Origin of the sequence: Nocardia sp. MDA0666 (genome assembly GCF_003023875.1) — a bacterium.
GTDB lineage: Bacteria > Actinomycetota > Actinomycetes > Mycobacteriales > Mycobacteriaceae > Nocardia > Nocardia aobensis.
Window position 1 is genome coordinate 267,288 of record NZ_PYHT01000005.1, and the last position, 20,935, is coordinate 288,222.

Genomic DNA, 20,935 nt, shown 5'->3' on the forward strand with positions numbered 1-20,935 from the left:
ATTCCCGCCGGTCAGCGCATGCCTTTCACACGGCGGCCGAGTTCGCGCGTCACCTCACGCTCCGCGGTGCGACGGGCCAGATCGTGGCGCTTGTCGTAGTCCTGCTTACCCTTGGCCAGCGCAAGTTCGACCTTCACCTTGCCGTCGGTGAAGTACATCGACAGCGGGACGAGGGTCTGCGAGCTCTCCTTGGTCTTACCGGTGAGCTTGTCGATCTCGCGACGGTGCAGCAGCAGTTTGCGGGTGCGGCGCGGGGCGTGGTTGGTCCAGGTGCCGTGCCCGTATTCGGGAATGTGCAGGCCACGCAGCCACACCTCACCGTCGTCGATGGTGGCGTAGGCGTCCACCAGCGACGCCTTACCCTCCCGCAGGCTCTTCACCTCGGTACCGACCAGCGCGATCCCCGCCTCGAAGACGTCGAGGATCGTGTAGTTGTGCCGCGCCTTGCGGTTGGTGGCGATGACCTTGCGCCCCTTCTCCTTCATGAACACCTTTCCCTCGACTCCGCGCAGCTCGGCGGCGCTCCACGCTGTCATTGTGCCTCGATGCCCGCTGAGCGTACGGACCTGTCCGGTTTACACGGCCGCCGAACAGAAGGACAACGAAATTCCGGCCCGGAACATGCCGTGATCCGGCTCACGGCCGGCTGACATCCGGCAACCGGCCCCGGCCGCCCGGAGGCCGGCGCCGCGGGGAGAAACCACCGCACCAGAGGGCGCCGGCTGCGGACGAATGCGGACATCCCCACCGCCGGGAACCGATTCCGTGTGCCCTTCGCCGCGCGAGCGCGCAAAATGGTTGCGTGACAACGGTACCCAGATTCAGAGTGAGCACCGCCTCGGATCGTGTACTCGACGACCCGACCGATGCGCAACTACACGACCTCCTGGCCGAGTTGGATTATCGAGAACCCCAACTCGTCGTCGAACGCCCGGGTTCGCCTGCGGCCCAACACTATCTACGTGTCGAGATGGATCGGCGCATCGATCCCGACGACGGTCGCGGCTATATCGTCGAGTACGGCGGGGGCGGGCCGGGCATGCAGTTCCGCGCCAGCGTGCGCGACACCGCGCGCTGGGGAACCCCACACTCCCCCGCCTTCGAACTCGTCGCAAAGACCGTGCAGGACTGGGCCTTTCAACGCTACGGCTGGCACGAAGCGATGATGTGGGAGCGGGTCGGCGCCGACCGCTGACGCGGTCAGCCGCCGGGCCGGACCTGCAGATACAGAATCAGTAGGGCGATCCACACGAGCAGCAGCATCACGGTCGTCACTCGCGGGCGACCCAGCGGGTTCGCGTGCGGACGCAGCCACCCGGCCTCGACCGAATCCGCGCGGGTGCGGCGAGGTCCGGGTTTCGCGGCGTCCGGCGGATCGCCGCCGGGGCCGGAATCCGACGACTGATCGGAGCGGTCGTCGTGATGGTCGTGGGACATAGCGGCACGCTACCGCTATCCGCCCGGTCGCACCGCCAGATAGAGCGCCAAAACGGCAATCCAGACGGTAAGCAGTGCCACCGTCGACGGGCGCATACCGGTCCGCGCCCGTCGCAACCGCCGGGGCATGCCGATCCGGCCCAGGGGCCGCACGCCGAGCCGCGAAGGATCCGGCGTGGCGGCCACGGTCGAATCGGCGTCCGCAGCCTTGTGGTTTCCCGGCAACCCGTTGGTCTCGATCACTCCGTCCTGGCCATGCGTCACGGCGAGACAATTACCCTCGCCGGGTGGAGGGATAAACGTGCACCGGGCGTCATCCCCGCGGCGGCGTGGCGGTCGACTCGGCCCGCGCGGACACCCGAAACCACCGACCGCGCTGGTGAGCGGGCAGACCGGCTCACCGAGCGGTTCAGTAGAACTCGTCCGGCGGGGGCTCGAAATCGGCGTCGGGGATGTCCCAGTTCACCGAATCACTCGGGGCTGCCGGTTCCGCGGCCTCGAACCTCGAACGCGTGACCGGGGCGCGAGATCCTTCGGAGCGCGACCGGGCACTCGATGCCGCTGTGCGAACCGAGCCGCGCTGGTCGGCCGGTCGCTCGGCTCGGTTCGAACGCGAGGCCGGCGCCTCAGGAGCACCGCCCGAGCTACCCGCGTCGAATCCCACGACCACCTCGAGGACACCCTCGCCGTACTTCGCGAGCTTGTTCTCACCGATTCCGCTGATGCCGCCGAGTTCGGCCAGGTTCGACGGGGCCCGGCCCGCGATATCGCGCAGGGTGGCGTCGTGGAAGACGACGTAGGCGGGAACGCCCTGCTCCTTGGCGACCGAGGCGCGCCAGGTGCGTAGCTGTTCGAACAGTCCCGCCGCGGCGGGTGCCAGCTCGGCCGCGGCGAGGCGGGACGCCTTCGCCTTGGCGGCGCGCGGCGGCTTCACTCGTTCCGGCTCGCGGCGCATGTGGACCGTGCGCTTCTTGAACAGCACCTCGTCGCTGGCTTCGGTGAGGGTCAGCACGCCGTATTCACCGTGCACCGCGAGCAGACCCTGGGCGAGCAACTGGCGAATCACGCCACGCCATTCGGTATCGCGCAGATCGGCGCCGACGCCGAAGACCTTCAACTCGTTGTGCTTGTGCTGCAACACTTTCGGGTTCGACTTCCCGAGCAGGATGTCGACGATATGGCCGGCGCCGAAGCTCTGCCCGCGTTCGCGCCTGAGCCGCAGCACCGTCGAGAGCACCTTCTGCGCGGCGACCGTGCCGTCCCAGGATTCCGGCGGATTCAGGCAGGTGTCGCAGTTGCCGCAGGTGTCACCGGACTGACCGAAGTAGTTGAGCAGCTGGGTGCGGCGGCATTGCACCGTCTCGCACAGCGCGAGCATCGCGTCCAGATGTAGTTGCAACTGCCGCCGGTGCGCCGCGTCGCCCTCGGAGGAGTCGATCATCTTGCGTTGCTGCACAACATCATTGAGTCCGTAGACCATCCAGGCGGTGGACGGCAGTCCGTCGCGGCCGGCACGGCCGGTCTCCTGGTAGTAGCCCTCCACCGACTTGGGCAGATCCAGATGTGCCACGAACCGCACATCGGGTTTGTCGATGCCCATGCCGAAGGCGATGGTCGCGACGACGATCAGACCGTCCTCGCGCAGGAACCTGGACTGATTGGTGGCGCGGGTGCGCGCATCCAGGCCGGCATGATAGGGCACCGCCTCGATTCCGTTGCGGCACAGGAATTCCGCGGTGCGCTCGACCGAGTTGCGGGACAGGCAGTAGACGATGCCCGCCTCCCCCGGATGCTCGGTGCGGATGAAGGACAGCAGTTGCTGATCGGCGCGATTCTTCGGCTCGATCCGGTACTGGATATTGGGCCGGTCGAATCCCGCGACGAAATGCTTCGCCCCGGTCAGGTCGAGCCGTTCGGCGATCTCGCGGCGGGTGGCCTCGGTGGCGGTAGCGGTCAGGGCGATCCGCGGCACGTCCGGCCAGCGTTCGTGCAGTACCGACAGCGCCAGATAGTCGGGCCGGAAGTCGTGGCCCCACTGCGAGACACAGTGCGCCTCGTCGATGGCGAAGACCGACACCTTGCCGCGATCGAGCAAATCCGCCGTCGACTCGAGCTTCAACCGCTCCGGCGCCAGATACAACAGGTCCAGCTCGCCCGCGACGAACTGGGCCTCGACCGTGCGCCGCTCGTCCGGGTATTGGGTGGAGTTGAGGAAGCCGGCCCGCACCCCGAGCGCGGTGAGCGCGTCGACCTGGTCCTGCATCAGCGCGATCAACGGTGAGATGACCACACCCACTCCGGGCCGCACCAGCGCCGGAATCTGATAACACAGCGACTTGCCGCCGCCGGTGGGCATCAGAACGAGCGCATCGCCACCGGAGACGACCTGCTCGACGATCTCGCGCTGTAATCCCCGGAAACTGTCGTACCCGAATACACGCTGCAGAACCTGTTGCGCCGCATCGGTTTCCACAGTGCGCGACGAAGCGTCGGCCGTCTCGAGCGTCTCCGGGGAATTCACGCCAGCCATCCTACGGACCCCCACCGACGATCCGAACCCCCAATCCACAGCCGCACCCCGTACACGAGGCTCCCGCCGCAGCAAAGCGGAGGCCGAAAATACAGCACAATTACTCCATGGACACACCGCCGGTCGGGTTGCGGCTGGCCGAGTTGGTCGCCTCGCTGTCGCTGGCCACGGATCTCGGTCTGGGGCAGCCGGAGGAGCATGTGCTGCGGCAGACGGTGATCGCCACGCGGCTGGCGAAGGCCGCCGGGTTCTCCGGTGCGGAGCAGGCGGCCGCGTTCTATGTGTCGCTGCTCGCGTGGGTGGGGTGTGTCGCGGATTCGCACGAGATGGCGCATTGGTTCGGGGACGATCGGGTGATCCGGGCGGACAGCTATCGGGTCGACAAGGCCGGGCTGCCGATGATGGGGTTTCTGCTCGGCCATCTCGGTCCGGGGTTGTCGCCGATCCGACGGATGGCGTTGACCGGCGCCTTTCTGACCAGCGGATTCCGGGATGCGATGCATTCCTTCCTGACCCACTGTCAGACGACGGCCGATATCGCGGATCGGTTGCGGTTGCAGGACGAGGTCTGCGCCGCGCTGCCACAGGCGTTCGAGCGTTGGGACGGCAAAGGTGTGCCGAACGGGATCGCGGGTGCGCGGATCACGAGGGTGATGCGAGTGGTCCAGATCGCCGACGACGCCGAGGTCTATTGCCGGTTCGGCGGCCCCGCCGCGGCCGTCGAGATGCTGCGTTCGCGCAGCGGCACCGAATTCGATCCGGAACTGGTGGCGCTGTGCGAGCGACGGCCCGAGGTACTCGACGACATCGATTCCGTCGATGCCTGGAGTGCCGTCATCGACGGTTGCGCCGCGCTGGATCGCTGGGTGCCCGATGCGGAGCTGACCGAGGTACTGGAGATCTTCGCCGACTACGCCGACCTGAAGTCGCCGTGGTTCCTGGGCCATACCCGCGCGACCGCCGCACTGGCCGGCGCCGCCGCGCTGCGCTGCGGGATGGCAGGCGAAGAGGCGGCGGAGGTGACGCGAGCGGCACTGGTGTCGAGACTCGGCGTCACCGGCGTTTCCACCGGTATCTGGAACAAGACCACCGCGCTGTCGCCGGCGGAATTCGAGCGGGTCCGGATGGTTCCCTATCTCACCGAACGGGTGTTGTCGCGGTGTGCGCGGCTGCGCCGGCTCGGCACGGTGGCGGGTCTGTGCCATGAGCGGATGGACGGTTCCGGCTATCCGCGCGGCGTATCGGGTGCGGCGATTCCGCCGTCGGCGCGGTTGATCGCGGCCGCCGACACCTTTCAGGCGCTCGGCGAGGAGCGGCCCTATCGCGCGGCCATGGCCCTGGATCAGCGCTGCGCGATCCTGCGAGACGAGGTCGCCGCCGGTCGGCTGGACTCCGAGGCGGTGCGCGCGGTTCTGGAAGCCGCCGGACAGCGGGCCCCGCGCCGCATCCGGCGGGTCGCCGGCCTGACCGCACGGGAGATCGAGGTGCTTCAACTGCTGGTGCGAGGGCGGTCGAACAAACAGATCGCGGCGCAGTTGTCCATCACGCCACGCACGGCGGGCACCCACATCGAACACATTTACACGAAGATCGGCGTCACCACCCGGGGCGCCGCGGCGATGTTCGCCATGCGGCACGGCCTGGTGGGCGCGGACTGAGCGCCGATCGCCGCGCACCCGTCTCGCAAGATCGGTTGTTCGCCCGATGTGCGGAAAGCCGCGCGGTCGTACAAAAAAGGTATGACCACGATCACCCCCACCCCCACCACGGATCGGCCGATAGCAGGCCGATTCCTCGACGCACTGACCGCGCGCGACTTCACCGCACTGTCGCGCTGTCTCGCTCCGGACGTCCGCATGCGCGGGCTGATTCCACCGGGCCCCTTCGACACCGACACCGCCGACGCGGCGGTGAGCCGGTTCCGGCACTGGTTCGGCGGGCCGGACGCGTTCGAGGTGCTCAGCTGCGAGACCGGCCGCGTCGGCGACAAGTTGTATCTGCGGTATCTGGTCCGCATGCGGCCGATCGACACCGACGCGCCCGCCCGGATCGCCGAACAACACATCTTCGCCGACGCGAGCGACCGCATCGAAGCCATCGACCTGCTCTGCTCCGGCTGGAACCCGGAACGACCCTATTCGCGCACGTAGTAACGCAGCGTGCCGTAAGCCGTCAGCGCGGCGAACACGATGCCCACCGGCACCACGGTCAGCGCCACCACCGCGATGTCGTCGCCGGTGATGCGCGGGAAGACCTTCGAAGCGAACAGGTCACCGAGGGCCCGGTCGATGACCAGCGGTCGCGCGACCATCAGTCCGATCACCGCCAGCACCGACCCTGCCAGCGCCGCCACCACCGCCTCGAGCAGGAACGGCAGCTGGGTGTACCAGCGCGTCGCACCGACCAGGCGCATGATGCCGACTTCCTCCCGGCGGGTGAACGCCGCGATCTGCACCATATTCGCGATCAGCAGCAGGGCGGCAAGTGCCTGCAGCACGGCCAGGCCGAAGGCCGCGTTGCGTAGGCCGTCGAACAGGCTCACCAGCCGGTCGACGATGTCCTTGTCGTTGCGCACGAATCCGACGCCGGGCTTGCCCTGGAAGTCCTTGAAGATGCGCGGGTACTGCGCGGCGTCGGTCATCTTGACGCGCAGCGAGGCCGGCAGCGGCGACTCGCTGACGTATTTGGCCAGCTCGGGCTGGTCCTTGAAGGTCTTCTCCTTCGCCTCGCGGACCGCCTCCTCGCGATTGAGGTACTGCACCGATTCCACGCCGGGCTCGGATTTCAGCGACGACATCAGCGCCTTGCACGGATCCTGCGAGCAGTCCGGATCGTTGGCCGAGACGTCCTCGGTCAGATACAGCCGCACCTCGAGCCGGTCCAGGAAGTACTGCTCGGTCTTGTCGGCCATCCGGACGGCCAGCATGCCGCCGCCGAGCATGGTGAGCGAGACCGCGGTGGTGAGGATCATCGCGATGGTCATGGTGACGTTGCGGCGTAGGCCGTTGAAGACCTCACCGAACAGGAAGCTCGCGCGCATTAGCGGCCCACCCCGTACACGCCGGTGGCCTCGTCGCGGACCAGGCGCCCGCGATCGAGTTCGACCACGCGCCGGCGCATGGCGTCGACGATGTGGTTGTCGTGGGTGGCCATCAGCACCGTGGTGCCCGTGCGGTTGATGCGTTCCAGCAACATCATGATGTCCTGACTGGTGTCGGGGTCCAGGTTGCCGGTGGGTTCGTCGGCGAGCAGCACCAGCGGCCGGTTCACGAACGCGCGTGCGATCGCGACCCGCTGCTGTTCACCGCCGGACAGCTCGGTCGGCAGGCGGTCCGCCTTACCGGACAAACCCACCAGGTCCAGCGCCTCCGGCACCGCCCGATTGATGAATTTGCGATTCTTGCCGATCACCTCGAGCGCGAACGCCACGTTCTGCTCGACCGTCTTCTGCTGCAGCAATCGGAAATCCTGGAAGACGCAGCCGAGGCGCTGGCGCAGCTTGGGCACCCGCCGTCCCGGCAACCGGTCGACCCGGAAATCGGCGACATGCACTTCGCCGGTGGTCGGCTTGACCTCTTTCAGCAACAGTTGCATGAACGTCGATTTACCCGACCCGGACGGTCCGATAATGAAGACGAACTCGCCCTTGTCGACCTCGACCGAAACATTGTCCAGCGCGGGTCTCGTCGAGGTTTTATAAGACTTGGTGACGTTCCGCAGGGTGATCACGAGGTGCCAGTGTAGCCAGCGAAGTCAGAGCACACTCCGGCCCACTCCGCGGCATGCGACTTGTCACACAGAGGTCAGCGGGCGGGCGCGGTCGTCAGCGCGGAACCGGAAACGGTATTCGCGATGTTGAAACCTGAATGGTCCGGCGTGGCCGGCTTCACGAACAGATACAACACGAGCGTCGCGACCCAGACACTGAGCAGGATCGCGGTCGATTTACGCGGTTTCACTCAAACCCTCCCGACGCAGCGCCGCGGCGACACGCACGCGCAGCTCACGTCCGACGTCGAATTGTTTACCCGGCAGTGTGCGGGCCACCATCCGGATGTTCATCTGATCGACGGTGAGATCTTCCAGACCCATCACCGTAGGTTCGTCCAGCAGTAGCGATTTCAGGCGGCGATCCTGAAATGCCTTGGCGCCCACCTCGTGCAGGATTTCATTGACCTTGGTGATATCGGCGGTGGCGGGCACCGGCACGTCGATCGCCGCACGGGCCCAATCTTTCGACAGATTGGTCACTTTCACGATCTGCCCGTTGGGCACCGAGATGACCTCCCCGTCGGGATTGCGCAGTGTGGTGATCCGCAGCGTGACGTCCTCCACGGTACCTTCGGCCGGCTCGGATTGCCCGGTGACCGCGATGCGCACCACATCACCGAATCCGTACTGCCGCTCGGTGATCAGGAAGAATCCGGCGAGCAGGTCCTGCACGATGCGCTGGGCGCCGAAACCGAGCGCGGCACCGAGGACCGCCGCCGGCGCGACCAGTCCGCTGAGCTGGAAGCCCAAGCGTCGCAACACTTCCAGCGATACCAGGAAGTACACGATCACCAGCACCACCCAGGTGATGACCTGGGCCAGGGCGTGCCGATGTTTGGCGGCCTCGGTGCGCACCAGCGAATCGCTGCTCTGGAAGCCGGAGTCGATGCGGCGGGTGATCCGGTCGCGCACGAAGGTGGCGAAGCGGCTGAACAGCATCGCGCCCACGATCAGCAGCACGATCTCGAGGCCGCTGCCGCGCAGCCACGAGGTGAATTCCGCCCCGGTTCCGGCAGCGAGAGTCGTCGTCATCGGCGCATCCTTTCCGGTATCAACCGTGCACCGACACAAGCCATTCTGCCGCCCGAACACACGCCAGACAGGTTACTACGACCGCTCACCGACCGATATGCCGTGATTGTGCCGTGATAGGCGGGTTTCACGCGTCCTGGCGCATCCGCCAGCGGATTCCCTCTTCGATGAAGCCGTCGATATCACCGTCGAGAACCGAGGACGGATTGTTCACCTCGAAGTTGGTGCGCAGGTCCTTGACCATCTGATACGGGTGCAGCACGTAGGAGCGCATCTGATTACCCCAGGAGGCGCCCTCGTTGGTCTTGAGCGCATCCATCTCGGCGCGCTCCTCCTGGCGTTTGCGTTCGAGCAGTTTCGCCTGCAGCACGCGCATCGCCGAGATCTTGTTCTGCAGCTGCGATTTCTCGTTCTGGCAGGTCACCACGATGCCGGTCGGGATGTGGGTGATCCGCACCGCCGAGTCGGTGGTGTTGACGCTCTGACCACCCGGGCCCGACGAGCGGTACACGTCGACGCGGATCTCCGATTCCGGGACCTCGATGTGGTCGGTGCCCTCGACCACCGGCAGCACCTCGACCTCGGCGAAGGAGGTCTGGCGCCGGCCCTGGTTGTCGAAGGGGCTGATCCGGACCAGGCGGTGGGTTCCCATCTCCACCGAGAGGGTGCCGTAGGCGTAGGGCACCTTCACCGCGAAGGTGGCGCTCTTGATGCCGGCCTCCTCGGCGTAGGAGGTGTCGTAGATCTCGACCGGATACTTGTGGCGCTCGGCCCACCGCACGTACATGCGCATCAGCATCTGTGCCCAGTCGGCGGCGTCCACCCCGCCCGCACCCGAGCGGATGTTGATCAGTGCCTCGCGCTTGTCGTATTCGCCCGAGAGCAGGGTGCGAACCTCCATCGCCTCGACGTCGGCGTGCAGCGCGGCGCGTTCGGCGTCGGCATCGGCCAGCGCGGACGTGCGGGCCTCGCCCTCTTCCTCTTCGGCGAGTTCGTAGAGCACCGGCAGATCGTCGAGGCGCTGGCGCAGTTCGGTGACGCGGCGCAGCTCACCCTGGGCGTGCGACAGCTCGCTGGTCACCTGCTGGGCGTGTTCCTGGTTGTTCCACAGCTCCGGGTCGGCGGCCTGATGTTCGAGCTCGTCGATGCGACGGCGCAGCTCGTCGACGTCGAGCACCGACTCGACAGTCTTCAACGTGGTGTCGAGTTCGGCGAGATCAGCGGAAACGTCAGGATGCACGGTTGTCCAATCTACCGCTCGCGCAGGTGGCGGTGAAATGCGGCGAGGCGCCGGCAGCCGCGGCTCAGCCCGGTACCGCGCGCAGTCCACCCGGGCGGCGGCCCAGCAGCGCGTCGAAGGCCGCGGCGGTCGCGTCGTCGGCGGGCAACTGGACCTGGATGTACTGGTCGTCGTCGGCGGACAGGTCCAGCCGTTCGTAGGCCAGCCGCAGGGGGCCGGCCTCGGGATGGTCCATCCGGCTGATTCCGCTGGTATCGGGCAGTCCGGCGATGTCGGCGACGCGACGGGTGAATTCGGCGCCCGCCAGCAGCGTCAGCTCGTCGGCGAGCACGGCGATGGTCGGATCCGAGCGGAAGGGGCCGGCCTTCAGATTCGCCACCGCCAGATCGGCACGACGGTCCCACTCCGGGAACACGACGCGGGCGCGGGGATCGGTGAACAGCCAGCGGGGGTAGCCCGCGGGCAGGCCGTGGTCGAGCAAGCCGGTGCCTCCGACCAGCGCACGGTAGCCATCGGTGCAGCTCAGGATCTCACCGAGCCGGTTGAAGACGGCCGCGGGCGCCGGGGCGAGACGGTCCAGGATCGCTTGCACCCCGGGCCGCACCAGGCGATTGGGCAGCGCGCCACCGGTGCAGCTGAATCCTGGATCGGCGGACTTGACCAGCCGATGCAGCTGGACGCGCTCGCTCGGGCTCAACCGGAGAGCGTCGGCCAATGCGGACAGCACCGCCGTCGACGGACGGCGGTCGCGGCCCTGTTCCAACCGGATCAGATATTCCACGCTGACTCCGGCGAGTGTCGCCAGTTCGGCGCGGCGCAGACCCGGGGTGCGGCGGCGGGGTCCGGCCGGGAGCCCGACCTCGGCGGGGGTGACCGCCTCCCGCCGAGTACGCAGGAAAAGCCCCAGCTCGTTTTCGCTCACAGATCGACGCTAACAGCGCGGGGCGCGCCGAGGGTATCCCTCTCACTACCACCCTCACAGCGGGCTCCCTGGCCCCGCGCCCGGACGGCAGAGTCGACGTCAGCGAACAACGCTTTCCGAAGGAGATCCGAAATGTCCAGCAGCACAATGCGGCTCGCAGTTGTCATCGCCAGCGTCCGGGAGGGCCGCTTCGGGCCGGTGGTCGGTGAGTGGTTCGCCGAGCAGGCCCGCCGGCACGACGGCTTCGAGGTCGATCTGATCGATCTCGCCGAGGCCGAGCTGCCCGTCGCACTGCCGGCCGTCTCCCCGCGGATCGAACCGAATCCGCAGCGTCCGGCCGGAATGCTCGATCTCACCGCACGCTTGGACGCCGCCGACGCGATGGTCGTCGTCACGCCGGATATCAACAACAGCTACCCGGCCTCGATCAAAACCGCGATCGACTGGCATTACACGCAGTGGGACCGCAAGGCGATCGGCTTCGTGGGCTACAGCGGGGCGAGCGGCGGGCTGAACGCCATCGCGCATCTGCGGCAGGTGTTCGCCGAGCTGAACGCGCACACGATCCGGGACTACGTGTCCTTCCCGCGCTACTACCAGCAGTTCGACGCCGAGGGACAGTGGACGGCACCGAGCGAATCCGAGGCGGCGGCCGCGGGAATGCTCGACCAATTGCACTGGTGGGCGAGTGCTTTGGCTGCGGCGCGGGTCGCGGCGTGAACGACGGCCGACGCGGGCTCGAGGTCCGCGAGGGTGAACTGATCGGTGCCGCTGCCGTCTCGACGGCCGGACGCGCGCACTCCGGCAGGCCCGCTCAGCGGAACGGCGACCCCGCACGACCGGAGTCGGCCACTAGCCTCGATTTCGAAGTCGGATTCGCGGTTTCATCCAGCCGAAACAGGAGGGTCGATGGGGACCATCGCCGTAACCGGGAGCGCGTCGGGGATCGGGGCGGCCGTCGCCGCCCACCTGGAGAAGGAAGGGCACCGGGTGATCGGTGTCGATCTGCGCGACACCGAAGTGACCGCCGACCTGGCCACGGCCGAGGGCCGGGCGCACGCGGTCGCCGAGATCACCCGGATCAGCGAAGGCCGGCTGGACGGATTCCTGCCCTTCGCCGGGGTCGCGGCCGCGACGGGGCGTCCCGGTGGGCTCGTGGTGTCGGTGAACTATTTCGGCGCGATCGCGCTGCTGGAGGGGCTGCGGCCGCTGCTGCGCGAATCCGGCAACGCCTCGGTGGTGCTGGTGTCGTCGAATTCCACGACGACACAACCGCTCTGGCCGGTGGAGCTGGCCGACGCGTGCCTGGCCGGCGACGAGGAACGGGCCCGCGGCATCGCCGAATCGTTCGGCGACCTGGGCGCGATCCAGGCCTATCCGGCGACGAAAGCGGCCCTGGCCTGGTACGCCCGCACCAAATCGGCGGAATACATCGCCGACGGCATCCGCCTCAACGCCATCGCGCCCGGGATCATCGACACCCCGATGACCCAGGAGGGCAGCAAGGACGCGCTGACCGGCGAGGGGATGAAGCAGTTCCTCGCCATGACCCCGATCGGGCGGCCGGGACGCCCCGAGGAGATCGCCGACCTCGCGGCCTTCCTGCTGTCGGACAAGGCCGGCTTCTTCGTCGGCTCGGTGATCTTCTGCGACGGCGGTATCGATGCGGCCTTCCGCGGTAAGGATTGGCCCGCGGTCTGGAATCCGCAGCAGTAGATGGGCCGCCGCGAGGCCGAATGGCTCCGATCGGGTGCGCCGATTACGGTTGCCCTGTGAGCGATCATGCCGGCGATCTCGACCTTGCCCTGCTGTTGGCCGACGCGGCCGATGCGATCACCCGTGATCGTTTCGGCGCCCTCGACCTGAAGGTGAACAGCAAACCGGATCTGACTCCCGTCTCGGACGCGGATCTGGCGGTGGAGCGGGCGCTGCGCGAAATCCTCATCGAGCGACGCCCGCACGACGCCGTGCTGGGTGAGGAGTTCGGCGGTGAGGCCGAATTCGTCGGACGGCAGTGGGTGATCGATCCGATCGACGGCACCAAGAATTTCGTGCGCGGAGTTCCGGTGTGGGCCAGTCTGATCGCGCTGCTGCAGGACGGCGTTCCGGTCGTCGGCGTCGTCAGCGCGCCCGCGTTGAGCCGACGCTGGTGGGCCGCAACGGGTTCCGGCGCGTGGACCCGCTTCGAGACCGAGGAGCCGAAGCCGATCACGGTCTCCGCGGTCGGCGGATTGAATTCGGCCAGTCTCGCGATCTCCAGTCTGTCCGGCTGGCGGGACCTGGGCCTGCGGGACCAGCTGATCGAGCTGACCGATCAGGTCTGGCGCACCCGCGGCTACGGCGACTTCTTCGGCTACTGCCTGCTCGCCGAGGGCGCGGTGGATATCGCCAGCGAGCCGGAGGTCTCGCTGTGGGATCTGGCGCCCCTCGATGTGCTGGTGCGCGAGGCCGGCGGCCGCTTCACCGCGCTGGACGGAACCCCCGGCCCACATCACGGTAGCGCGGTCGCCACCAACGGGTTGCTGCACGACTCGGTACTCGCCGCGCTGCGCCCCTGAGGGCGGCGGCCAGCAGGTCTCGTCCTGCCGACCGCCACCCGGCGAGCGCACCTCTCGAACAACTTCCGGAATCCAACACCCGACGGAACCGAACGCCGCATTGCGCCGAAGACCGGCCGATGCGGCGTTCGGCGTTCGGCCGCGTTCGGCTCGTCCGCACCTGGGTACTCGGTGGCCGTCCTGGTCAATTGCCCTGCTTGTGCGGGGCGGTTGCCGAGGCGGCGATGGGATCGAGATCACGGCGATATGCGCAGCCTCTCGACTGCGTTCTTACTCTGGAGTAAGATAGACTTACTCGAAAGTAAGATCCTGGGACCGATCACCCGACACCCACACCCGAGAAGACTGGTGACTATGAGCACTCGAGACACCGCAACGGAGCGACGTCCGGATTCCGCCGTCGGCCTCAACCCGGTCAAGCGCGACTGGATGGGCGCGGCCATGCGGGTCATGACGACCATTACCGGTTCCGAACTGGCCGAGAAGTACAACCTGCGCAAGCCCATCGAACGGCTGACCTACGAGGGCACCAAGACCGGCTTCCGCACGCTCGGCGCCGCGACCCGCGCCTTCGGCAAGGTATCCGGTGGTGGCAAGCCGAAGCGCTTGCCCGCCAACGAGTCCCGCAGCAAGGACTACTTCGACCTCACCCCGACCGACGAACAGCAGATGATCGTCGAGACGGTGCGCGAATTCGCCGCGGAGATCCTGCGCCCGGCGGCCTACGAGGCCGACGGCGCGGCCCAGGCGCCCAAGGATCTGCTCGAGCGCGCCGCCGAACTGGGCATCACGCTGATCAACGTGCCCGAGGAACTCGAGGGTGCGGCCACCGAGCGTGGCGCCGTCACCAACTCGCTGGTCGCCGAGGCGCTGGCGCACGGCGATATGGGCCTGGCGCTGCCGATCCTGGCGCCGTCGGGGGTGGCCGTCGCGCTGTCGCAGTGGGGTTCGGACGCGCAGCAGCAGACCTACCTGGGCGCCTTCACGGGTGAGAACGTGCCGCAGGCCTCGGTCGTGATCAGCGAGCCGCGCGCGCTGTTCGATCCGTTCGCGCTGCAGACCAAGGCCACCCGCTCTCCCAGCGGCTACCGGATCAACGGTGTCAAGAGTCTGGTTCCGGCCGCCGCCGACGCCGAGCTGTTCATCGTCGGCGCCGAAATCGACGGCCGCCCCGCGCTTTTCATCGTCGAATCGGATACGCCGGGTGTGGTGATCGAGGCCGATCCGAGCATGGGCCTGCGCGCCGCCGGCCTCGGCCGGCTGATCCTGGACAACGTCGCGGTTCCGGCCGAGGCCATCCTGGGTGACGGCGACGCCGCGCAGCGCGCCGAGGAGTACGCCGACGCCGTGCGGCTGGCCCGCCTGGGCTGGGCATCGCTCGCGGTCGGCACCGGCCAGGCAGTGTTGGACTACGTCAAGCCGTACGTGAAGGAGCGCGAGGCGTTCGGCGAGCCGATCGCGAACCGGCAGGCGGTGGCGTTCATGGTCGCCAATATCGCCATCGAACTCGACGGCCTGCGGCTCGTGACTCTGCGGGGTGCGTCACGCGCGGAGCAGGGACTGTCCTTCTCCCGGGAGGCGGCGCTGGCCCGCAAGTTCGCCACCGACAAGGGCATGCAGATCGGCCTGGACGGCGTGCAGCTGCTCGGCGGTCACGGCTACACCAAGGAACACCCGGTCGAGCGCTGGTACCGCGATCTGCGGGCGATCGGCGTCGCCGAAGGTGTGGTCCTGATCTGATCCGGGTCTCCTCGACCCCCCGAACCGTATTGATGGAGACATTCCGATGATCAATCTCGAACTCCCCAAGAAGCTGCGGGCCAGCGCCAACCAGGCCCACCAGGTCGCCGCCGAGATCTTCCGCCCCATCTCGCGCAAATACGACCTGGCCGAGCACGAGTACCCGGTGGAGCTCGACACCATGGCCGCCATGGTGGAGGGCCTGGCCGACTCCGGCACCCAGGACATCTCCGGTGCCACCGGCGGCCGCAAGGCGAAGTCGGGCGACGAGGCCGGCGACAGCCACGCCACCGAACTGCTCGGCAACAGCAACGGCGGCAATATGTCGGCACTGCTCAACGCGCTCGAAACCTGCTGGGGCGACGTCGGTTTGATGCTGTCGATCCCCTATCAGGGGCTCGGCAACGCCGCCATCGCCGCGGTCGCCACCGACGAACAGCTCGAGCGCTTCGGCAAGGTGTGGGCGGCGATGGCCATCACCGAACCGTCCTTCGGTTCGGACTCCGCAGCCGTGTCGACCACCGCGGTGCTCGACGGCGACGAATGGGTTCTCAACGGCACCAAGATCTTCGTGACCGCCGGCTCCCGCGCCACCCACATCGTGGTGTGGGCCTCGGTCGACAAGTCCAAGGGCCGCGCGGCCATCAAGTCGTTCGTGGTGCCGCGAGATGCCAAGGGCCTCACCGTCGCTCGCCTCGAGCACAAGCTCGGCATCAAGGCCTCCGACACCGCCGAACTGCGTCTCGAGGACTGCCGCATTCCGGCCGACAACATCCTCGGCAGCCCGGAAGTCAACGTGGAGAAGGGTTTTGCGGGGGTCATGCAGACCTTCGACAACACCCGCCCGCTGGTGGCCGCCATGGCCATCGGTGTCGGCCGCGCCGCCCTCGAGGAACTGCGCACCATCCTCGAGGAGTCCGGCGTGGAGATCTCCTACGACATCCCCGCCAACAACCAGTCCGCCGCCGCCGCGGAATTCCTTCGCATGGAATCGGATTGGGAAGCCGCCTACCTGCTCGCTCTGCGCGCGGCGTGGATGGCCGACAACAAGAAGCCCAACTCCCTCGAAGCCTCCATGTCCAAGGCCAAGGCCGGCCGCATGGGCACCGACGTGACCTTGAAGGCCGTCGAACTCGCCGGTGCGGTGGGCTACTCCCAGCGCACCCTGCTGGAGAAGTGGAGCCGCGACTCGAAGATTCTGGACATCTTCGAGGGCACGCAGCAGATCCAGCAGCTGATCGTGGCGCGGCGCGTGCTGGAGCTGAGCAGTGCGCAGCTGAAGTAGGTTGCAGGACAACGGAAAACCGGTGTGGGTTCACGACCCACACCGGTTTTTTCGTGCGCACGGTCAGGTCTTGGTCGGCGGCGGGTTGGAGCTGTTCGCGGGGCCGGTGGTGGCGAGTCGCTGCCAGGGGTGTGAGCCGGGCGGGGATATGCCGAACTGCCAGCGATCTCCTGGGCGATAGTTCGCCGGGACGGCGGTGGGCTCGGCGACGGGATTCGAATCGGCGCTCGAATTCGCCGAATCAGCACCGGAATTCGCGGTCTCGCCCGAACCGGAGCTGTGCGCCGAGGCCGTGCCCGATCCCTGGCCGGAAGCCGAGGTATTGCCAGAGCCGGAACCCGAAGCGTCACCGGAACCGGAGGCCGAACCGTCACCGGAGCCGGAGCCCGAGGCATCGCCGGAACCCGAACCGTGGCCTGAGCCCGAACCCGAACCCGAACCGTCACCGGAACCGGAGCCCGAACCCGAGCCCTCACCGGAACCCGAACCGTGGCCTGACCCGGAACCCGAACCGTCACCGGAACCGGAGCCTGAACCCTCACCGGAGCCAGAGCCTGAACCCTCACCAGAGCCAGAGCCTGAACCCTCACCAGAGCCAGAGCCTGAACCCTCACCAGAGCCAGAGCCTGAACCCTCACCAGAGCCAGAACCTGAACCCTCACCAGAGCCCGAGCCCGAGCCCTCACCGGTGTCGGCGGCGGGTGCGGGGGCCGGCGCGGGTTGCGGCGCTTGCGCGACGGCGCCGTCGTCGTAGTAATACGGGTCCTCGCCGCTGTCGTCCGGTCCCGCACCGGATCCCATGGACATCATGGTGATGGCGGCCATCGCGGCACCCAGCAGGTTTCCCATACCGCCCATCGGATCGGCACTCATGCCGCCACCGCCGAAAACGCCGCTGCCGAGACCGGTCCCCGGGGACAGTTGGCTGGGATCTTGGGCGAGGCTGCCGGAACCATCGGAGGAGGAACCGTCGCCCGGGAGCGAACCGGGTGTGGTCGGCTGGGAACCCGGCGTGGTCGGATCCAGCGAAGTCGGGTCGTTCGACCACGCACCGTCGTTCGGTGCCGACCCCGACGAGGACGGGCCCAGCTGTGTCGGCGTCAGAGCAGAGGGCGAAGTCGGCGTATACGAGTAACCGGAGGGCGCGGTCGGCCTCAGCAGAGTCGGCTCGGTAGCCGTACTCGGAACGGTCGGGGTGATCGGCGCCGGAGACCCCGAACCGGATCCTGATCCCGAACCGGAGCCGCTGCCCGATCCATCGCCCGACCCCCCGTCGTCGCCCTGGTGCCCCCACGGCGACCAGTGGTTCGAGGCGAAATAGCCGACGGCACCGATGGCAGCGGCTCCCAGAAGAAGCTTCTTGCCCTTGCCCATCTTCTTCTTGTCGGGATCGTCGTCATCGTCGTCGGACTTCTTCTTGTTCTTGTCGTCCTTGTTGTCCTTGTCCTTGTCATCGGTGCCTTCGGACTTGTTCGCGCTTTCCGCGTCGCCGGAGTCCTTCTTGCCCGAGCCGTCCCCACCGTCCTTGCCCGAGCCGTCCCCACCGTCCTTCGCCGAACCATCGACATCGTCCTTGTGCCGTCCAGCCGCGTTGTAGCCGTTTTTGTCGTAGCCCTCCCGGTTGAACCCCGCCCGGTTGTATCCGTCCTTGTCGAAGCCGTTCGGGTCGTAGCCTTGGGCGTCGTACCCGTCCCGATGGGCGCCGGCTCGGTTGTATCCGTCTTTGTCGTAACCGCCCCGGTCGTACCCGTCCTTGTCGAAACCGCCCCGGTTGTAGCCGTTCTTGTCATACCCGTCCCGGCTGTACCCGCCACGGTCGAATCCGGCCCGGTCGTACCCGTTCGGGTCGTATCCGTTCTCGTCGTAGCCGTCTTTATGGGCACCGGAGCGGTCATACCCGTCTTTGTCGTACCCGCCTCGGCTGTAGCCGTCTTTGTCGTACCCCGCTCGGTTGTACCCGTCCTTGTTGTACCCCTCCCGGCTGTACCCGTCCCGATCGAATCCGTCCTTGTCGAAGCCGTTCTTGTCGTACCCGTCCTTGTCGTAGTCGCCCGGTTTGCCCGCCTCGCCATCACCCTTGCCCGAGCCGCCGGTATCAGCTCCGCCGGAGCTGTCGTCGCCCTTCACGGGAGCGCCGCTACCACCTGCGCCCTCCCCGTCACCATCCGGACGAGCCGCGGGGTCCTCAGGCGGTCGTCCCAATGGCGGCGATGTCGACCTCGGCGTGCCATCGGGATCCTGCTGAAGTGGCGGCTCATCCGCATTTCGTGGCCCGGGTGGAGCCGGGGTGGGCGGGCCCCCAGCTGCCTCACCCGAACCGGGCGAACCGTTGGCGGGATCGCCTGGCACCGGGCCCCCTCGCGGCTCGCCCGGGGTCTGCTCACCCGGCGGCCGCTGCGGCGCACCCGGCGGCTCCTCCAGGCTGATCTTGTATGCCTTCAGCCGCGTGTCGACATTTTTGACGAAATCGCCGAAGTCGCCGCCGCTCTGCCGGGTGACTCGCAGCGCGTCATTGATCGCGATGTGCACCCTGTTCTGAGGAACGCCCTCAGGAAAGTCGTATCCGGCCACCAAGCGAGCTACGTCGTCAGCGCTCGCGATCCCCGCCCGGCCGCTCCACACCTCTTGTAACAGCGGCACACCACCATCGGTCCCCGCCTTGGCCCTCGGAGACGAACCGTCCGCCCCGCCATTCGGCTTGTTGCCCTCGGGCCCCGCAGGATCTCTTCTGCCGACGCCGGCGTTCGGATCGTTCGGCTGATTGTCAGCGCCTCGCCTACCTGCCTGTGAGGAGCTCGCCTCACTGCCTGCCTCACCGGGCGCAACAGCTCTCTCGGGGTGCAGGGTTCCCTCTCTGTCGTACCCGGCCCTGTTGTATCCCCGCTCGTTGTACCCGTCCCTGCCGTATCCCTCCGCGTCATACCCGAGCCTGTTGAAGCCGTGGTCGTCGTAGCCGTCCTCTTTGCAGCCCCACTTGTCGTAACCGTTCTCGTCGTACCCGTTCCGGTCGTATCCCTGCTCGTCGTACCCGCGGCTGTTGTACCCGTCCTCGTCGTACGGGCCCCTGTTGGTGCCGGGGCCGGACGTGTCCTCGGACGCCCTCGGCACTGTCCCGGACTCCGCAGTTTCCCCCGCCCTGGCCTCACCAGGCGATGGAACCGCCTGGGACTCACCCGCCTGATTCCCGGGCACCTCCTGCACGGGCGGCGATCCACCCGACGACGAAGGCTCCGCAGGCTCTGCCGGCGGCGTAAACGGCGGTGCCTCAGGTGCTTTCGGAGACGAGGGGGTGCCGAGCCCATCACCCGAACCCTCGTTCGGTTCCGCTGCCTTCGCGGGCCCCGTCGATGGCTCTCCCTCCCCCGGGTTCCCCGCCCGCGAAGGCCCATCGGATTCACCCCACGGCGACGGCTCAGGCTCACCCCACGGCGACGGCTCAGGCTCACCCCACGGGGATGGTTCGGCCTCGCCCCACGGCGCCCCTTCGTCTGTTCTGTTCGAGGCAGGACCTGCCACAGGTTCACCCGCCACCGGACCTCCTGGCGGCTCGACCGGAGGTTGCGCACCTTCCGGCATGCCTGGTGCCTGACCTGCACCCGTCTCACCGCGCGCCGGGCCAGCAGGCGGCACCGACGGCGGCTGCTCCCCCGTTCGAGGACCGGCGGCGGTGGCACTGCCGCCGGTCCCACTGCCTCGCGACGCTGCCGGCGACCCACCCGGTGCTGCAGTCTCCGCAGCTCCCCGCGGCGGCGCGGCGGACGGTGCTTCGGCTCTTGATGGCGGCGGCTGCACACCCTGTTCCGACGGCGGCCTCAGCCCGTGACCGCCCGGATCAGGAAGCGACGCAGGCACACCAGCCGGATCCGCACTCCCCTGACCCATCGAAATCCGCAATGGCGACGCCGGCTCATTCCCCGGCGACGGAGCGTGGCCCTGTCCCGCATTCCCCTCGCCGAGTCCGGATCCCGTCGATGACGGCTCACTCGGCGGGCCCTCGGGCTTCCCTCTCGGGCCGCCCGCGTTGAATGCGTTGGGCCCCGATGGATTGTGGGGGTCCGCTGCGGCCACGAGACCGAATTGATCCCCGCGACGGCCGGACGGCGGGGCGATGGCGGAGTCGAGTGGCTGTAGCTCGCCTCGCGACGCGGGCGGGCGACTACTGAAGGGGCGGCCGGCCGGAGCTCCGCCCCCGGTGCTCGGTGCAGAAACCGACGGCGTTTCCGACAACCTCGACGCCCGAGCCCCACCTGCCGCGCGGCCGGCCGGAATAACCGAACCGACGAATCCGCCACCGAATCCCGCGACCGCTGCGTCGAAAAGCTCGTCCCCCGAAATTTTCCCGCCGCTGATCAACGCGTTGGCTCCGACGCCCACCACGCTGCCCACCAGACCGCCACCGACACCGACTATCAGGGTGGGC

Annotated in this window: 19 protein-coding genes; 8 read left to right on the forward strand and 11 right to left on the reverse strand. The window is 67.8% G+C overall.

Translation table 11 applies throughout. The annotated features are described in order from the left end of the window. Positions 1 to 11: 11 nt before the first annotated feature. On the reverse strand, positions 12 to 485 hold the full coding sequence (gene smpB, locus C8258_RS11225) for an SsrA-binding protein SmpB (RefSeq protein ID WP_106955199.1): 474 nt from the start codon (positions 483 to 485) through the stop codon (positions 12 to 14). Between the two features lie 341 nt (positions 486 to 826). Here smpB and C8258_RS11230 point away from each other — a divergent pair, with 341 nt between their 5' ends. Continuing rightward, a complete protein-coding gene (locus C8258_RS11230; protein WP_039780101.1) occupies positions 827 to 1,195 on the forward strand; it encodes a hypothetical protein in 369 nt (122 codons plus the stop codon). A 5-nt stretch (positions 1,196 to 1,200) separates the two neighbouring features. On the opposite strand, the gene C8258_RS11235 is transcribed toward C8258_RS11230, so the two are convergent. The 3 genes from C8258_RS11235 to recQ all read right to left on the reverse strand — a co-directional run bounded on the left by C8258_RS11235 (position 1,201) and on the right by recQ (position 3,967). After that, the gene (locus C8258_RS11235) at positions 1,201 to 1,437 is read right to left on the reverse strand and encodes a hypothetical protein (protein ID WP_106955100.1); all 237 of its coding nucleotides are present in this window, start codon (positions 1,435 to 1,437) and stop codon (positions 1,201 to 1,203) included. Positions 1,438 to 1,452: 15 nt separating this feature from the next. After that, positions 1,453 to 1,701, reverse strand: coding sequence for a hypothetical protein (locus C8258_RS11240; RefSeq protein ID WP_146161212.1), 249 nt, complete (start codon positions 1,699 to 1,701; stop codon positions 1,453 to 1,455). Positions 1,702 to 1,846: 145 nt separating this feature from the next. Next, complete coding sequence (gene recQ / locus C8258_RS11245) at positions 1,847 to 3,967, reverse strand: DNA helicase RecQ (RefSeq protein WP_106955102.1); 2,121 nt, start codon at positions 3,965 to 3,967, stop codon at positions 1,847 to 1,849. Between the two features lie 107 nt (positions 3,968 to 4,074). Here recQ and C8258_RS11250 point away from each other — a divergent pair, with 107 nt between their 5' ends. Together C8258_RS11250 and C8258_RS11255 are read left to right on the forward strand one after the other, a co-directional pair. Further along, complete coding sequence (locus tag C8258_RS11250; RefSeq protein ID WP_106955103.1) at positions 4,075 to 5,625, forward strand: HD domain-containing phosphohydrolase; 1,551 nt, start codon at positions 4,075 to 4,077, stop codon at positions 5,623 to 5,625. Positions 5,626 to 5,706: 81 nt separating this feature from the next. Continuing rightward, on the forward strand, positions 5,707 to 6,117 hold the full coding sequence (locus C8258_RS11255; RefSeq protein ID WP_106955104.1) for a nuclear transport factor 2 family protein: 411 nt from the start codon (positions 5,707 to 5,709) through the stop codon (positions 6,115 to 6,117). Here the strand turns inward: C8258_RS11255 and ftsX are convergent. From ftsX to C8258_RS11280, 6 genes are all read right to left on the reverse strand, one after another. Beyond that, the gene (gene ftsX, locus C8258_RS11260) at positions 6,102 to 7,007 is read right to left on the reverse strand and encodes a permease-like cell division protein FtsX (protein ID WP_036504252.1); all 906 of its coding nucleotides are present in this window, start codon (positions 7,005 to 7,007) and stop codon (positions 6,102 to 6,104) included. The genes C8258_RS11255 and ftsX overlap by 16 nt on opposite strands. Next, entirely contained in the window at positions 7,007 to 7,696 is a 690-nt protein-coding gene (gene ftsE / locus C8258_RS11265) for a cell division ATP-binding protein FtsE (RefSeq protein WP_063013806.1), read from the reverse strand. Before ftsE ends, ftsX begins: the two co-directional genes overlap by 1 nt. A gap of 74 nt (positions 7,697 to 7,770) precedes the next feature. Beyond that, complete coding sequence (locus C8258_RS32570; protein ID WP_157104419.1) at positions 7,771 to 7,926, reverse strand: hypothetical protein; 156 nt, start codon at positions 7,924 to 7,926, stop codon at positions 7,771 to 7,773. Next, positions 7,913 to 8,770, reverse strand: coding sequence for a mechanosensitive ion channel family protein (locus C8258_RS11270; RefSeq protein ID WP_036504254.1), 858 nt, complete (start codon positions 8,768 to 8,770; stop codon positions 7,913 to 7,915). The genes C8258_RS32570 and C8258_RS11270 overlap by 14 nt, the downstream gene beginning before the upstream one ends. A gap of 127 nt (positions 8,771 to 8,897) precedes the next feature. Next, positions 8,898 to 10,010, reverse strand: coding sequence for a peptide chain release factor 2 (gene prfB, locus C8258_RS11275; RefSeq protein ID WP_106955105.1), 1,113 nt, complete (start codon positions 10,008 to 10,010; stop codon positions 8,898 to 8,900). A 64-nt stretch (positions 10,011 to 10,074) separates the two neighbouring features. Continuing rightward, positions 10,075 to 10,932: a helix-turn-helix domain-containing protein gene (locus tag C8258_RS11280; protein WP_106955106.1), complete on the reverse strand. Its 858-nt coding sequence runs from the start codon at positions 10,930 to 10,932 to the stop codon at positions 10,075 to 10,077. A gap of 132 nt (positions 10,933 to 11,064) precedes the next feature. Between C8258_RS11280 and C8258_RS11285 the strand changes: the two genes are divergently transcribed. From C8258_RS11285 to C8258_RS11305, 5 genes are all read left to right on the forward strand, one after another. Next, positions 11,065 to 11,652 (forward strand): NADPH-dependent FMN reductase, encoded by a 588-nt coding sequence (locus C8258_RS11285; protein WP_106955107.1) that lies wholly within the window; start codon positions 11,065 to 11,067, stop codon positions 11,650 to 11,652. Positions 11,653 to 11,841: 189 nt separating this feature from the next. Further along, a complete protein-coding gene (locus tag C8258_RS11290) occupies positions 11,842 to 12,648 on the forward strand; it encodes an SDR family oxidoreductase (protein ID WP_106955108.1) in 807 nt (268 codons plus the stop codon). 56 nt (positions 12,649 to 12,704) lie between these two features. Further along, the gene (gene hisN, locus C8258_RS11295; RefSeq protein WP_233225011.1) at positions 12,705 to 13,490 is read left to right on the forward strand and encodes a histidinol-phosphatase; all 786 of its coding nucleotides are present in this window, start codon (positions 12,705 to 12,707) and stop codon (positions 13,488 to 13,490) included. Between the two features lie 354 nt (positions 13,491 to 13,844). Next, the gene (locus C8258_RS11300) at positions 13,845 to 15,230 is read left to right on the forward strand and encodes an acyl-CoA dehydrogenase family protein (RefSeq protein ID WP_039780112.1); all 1,386 of its coding nucleotides are present in this window, start codon (positions 13,845 to 13,847) and stop codon (positions 15,228 to 15,230) included. Positions 15,231 to 15,276: 46 nt separating this feature from the next. Next, a complete protein-coding gene (locus C8258_RS11305) occupies positions 15,277 to 16,515 on the forward strand; it encodes an acyl-CoA dehydrogenase family protein (RefSeq protein WP_036504265.1) in 1,239 nt (412 codons plus the stop codon). A gap of 63 nt (positions 16,516 to 16,578) precedes the next feature. On the opposite strand, the gene C8258_RS32575 is transcribed toward C8258_RS11305, so the two are convergent. Next, a complete protein-coding gene (locus tag C8258_RS32575; RefSeq protein WP_158271246.1) occupies positions 16,579 to 18,642 on the reverse strand; it encodes a hypothetical protein in 2,064 nt (687 codons plus the stop codon). Positions 18,643 to 20,935: the final 2,293 nt, after the last annotated feature.

Excerpts from the sequence above, each read along its gene's own strand:
- C8258_RS11285 (WP_106955107.1), top strand. The coding sequence starts at position 11,065 with ATGTCCAGCAGCACAATGCGGCTCGCAGTTGTCATCGCCAGCGTCCGG.
- C8258_RS11300 (WP_039780112.1), top strand. The coding sequence starts at position 13,845 with ATGAGCACTCGAGACACCGCAACGGAGCGACGTCCGGATTCCGCCGTC.
- C8258_RS11235 (WP_106955100.1), bottom strand. The coding sequence starts at position 1,437 with ATGTCCCACGACCATCACGACGACCGCTCCGATCAGTCGTCGGATTCC.
- smpB (WP_106955199.1), bottom strand. The coding sequence starts at position 485 with ATGAAGGAGAAGGGGCGCAAGGTCATCGCCACCAACCGCAAGGCGCGG.
- C8258_RS11255 (WP_106955104.1), top strand. The coding sequence starts at position 5,707 with ATGACCACGATCACCCCCACCCCCACCACGGATCGGCCGATAGCAGGC.
- ftsX (WP_036504252.1), bottom strand. The coding sequence starts at position 7,007 with ATGCGCGCGAGCTTCCTGTTCGGTGAGGTCTTCAACGGCCTACGCCGC.
- recQ (WP_106955102.1), bottom strand. The coding sequence starts at position 3,967 with ATGGCTGGCGTGAATTCCCCGGAGACGCTCGAGACGGCCGACGCTTCG.
- C8258_RS11270 (WP_036504254.1), bottom strand. The coding sequence starts at position 8,770 with ATGACGACGACTCTCGCTGCCGGAACCGGGGCGGAATTCACCTCGTGG.
- C8258_RS11305 (WP_036504265.1), top strand. The coding sequence starts at position 15,277 with ATGATCAATCTCGAACTCCCCAAGAAGCTGCGGGCCAGCGCCAACCAG.
- C8258_RS11250 (WP_106955103.1), top strand. The coding sequence starts at position 4,075 with ATGGACACACCGCCGGTCGGGTTGCGGCTGGCCGAGTTGGTCGCCTCG.
- C8258_RS11290 (WP_106955108.1), top strand. The coding sequence starts at position 11,842 with ATGGGGACCATCGCCGTAACCGGGAGCGCGTCGGGGATCGGGGCGGCC.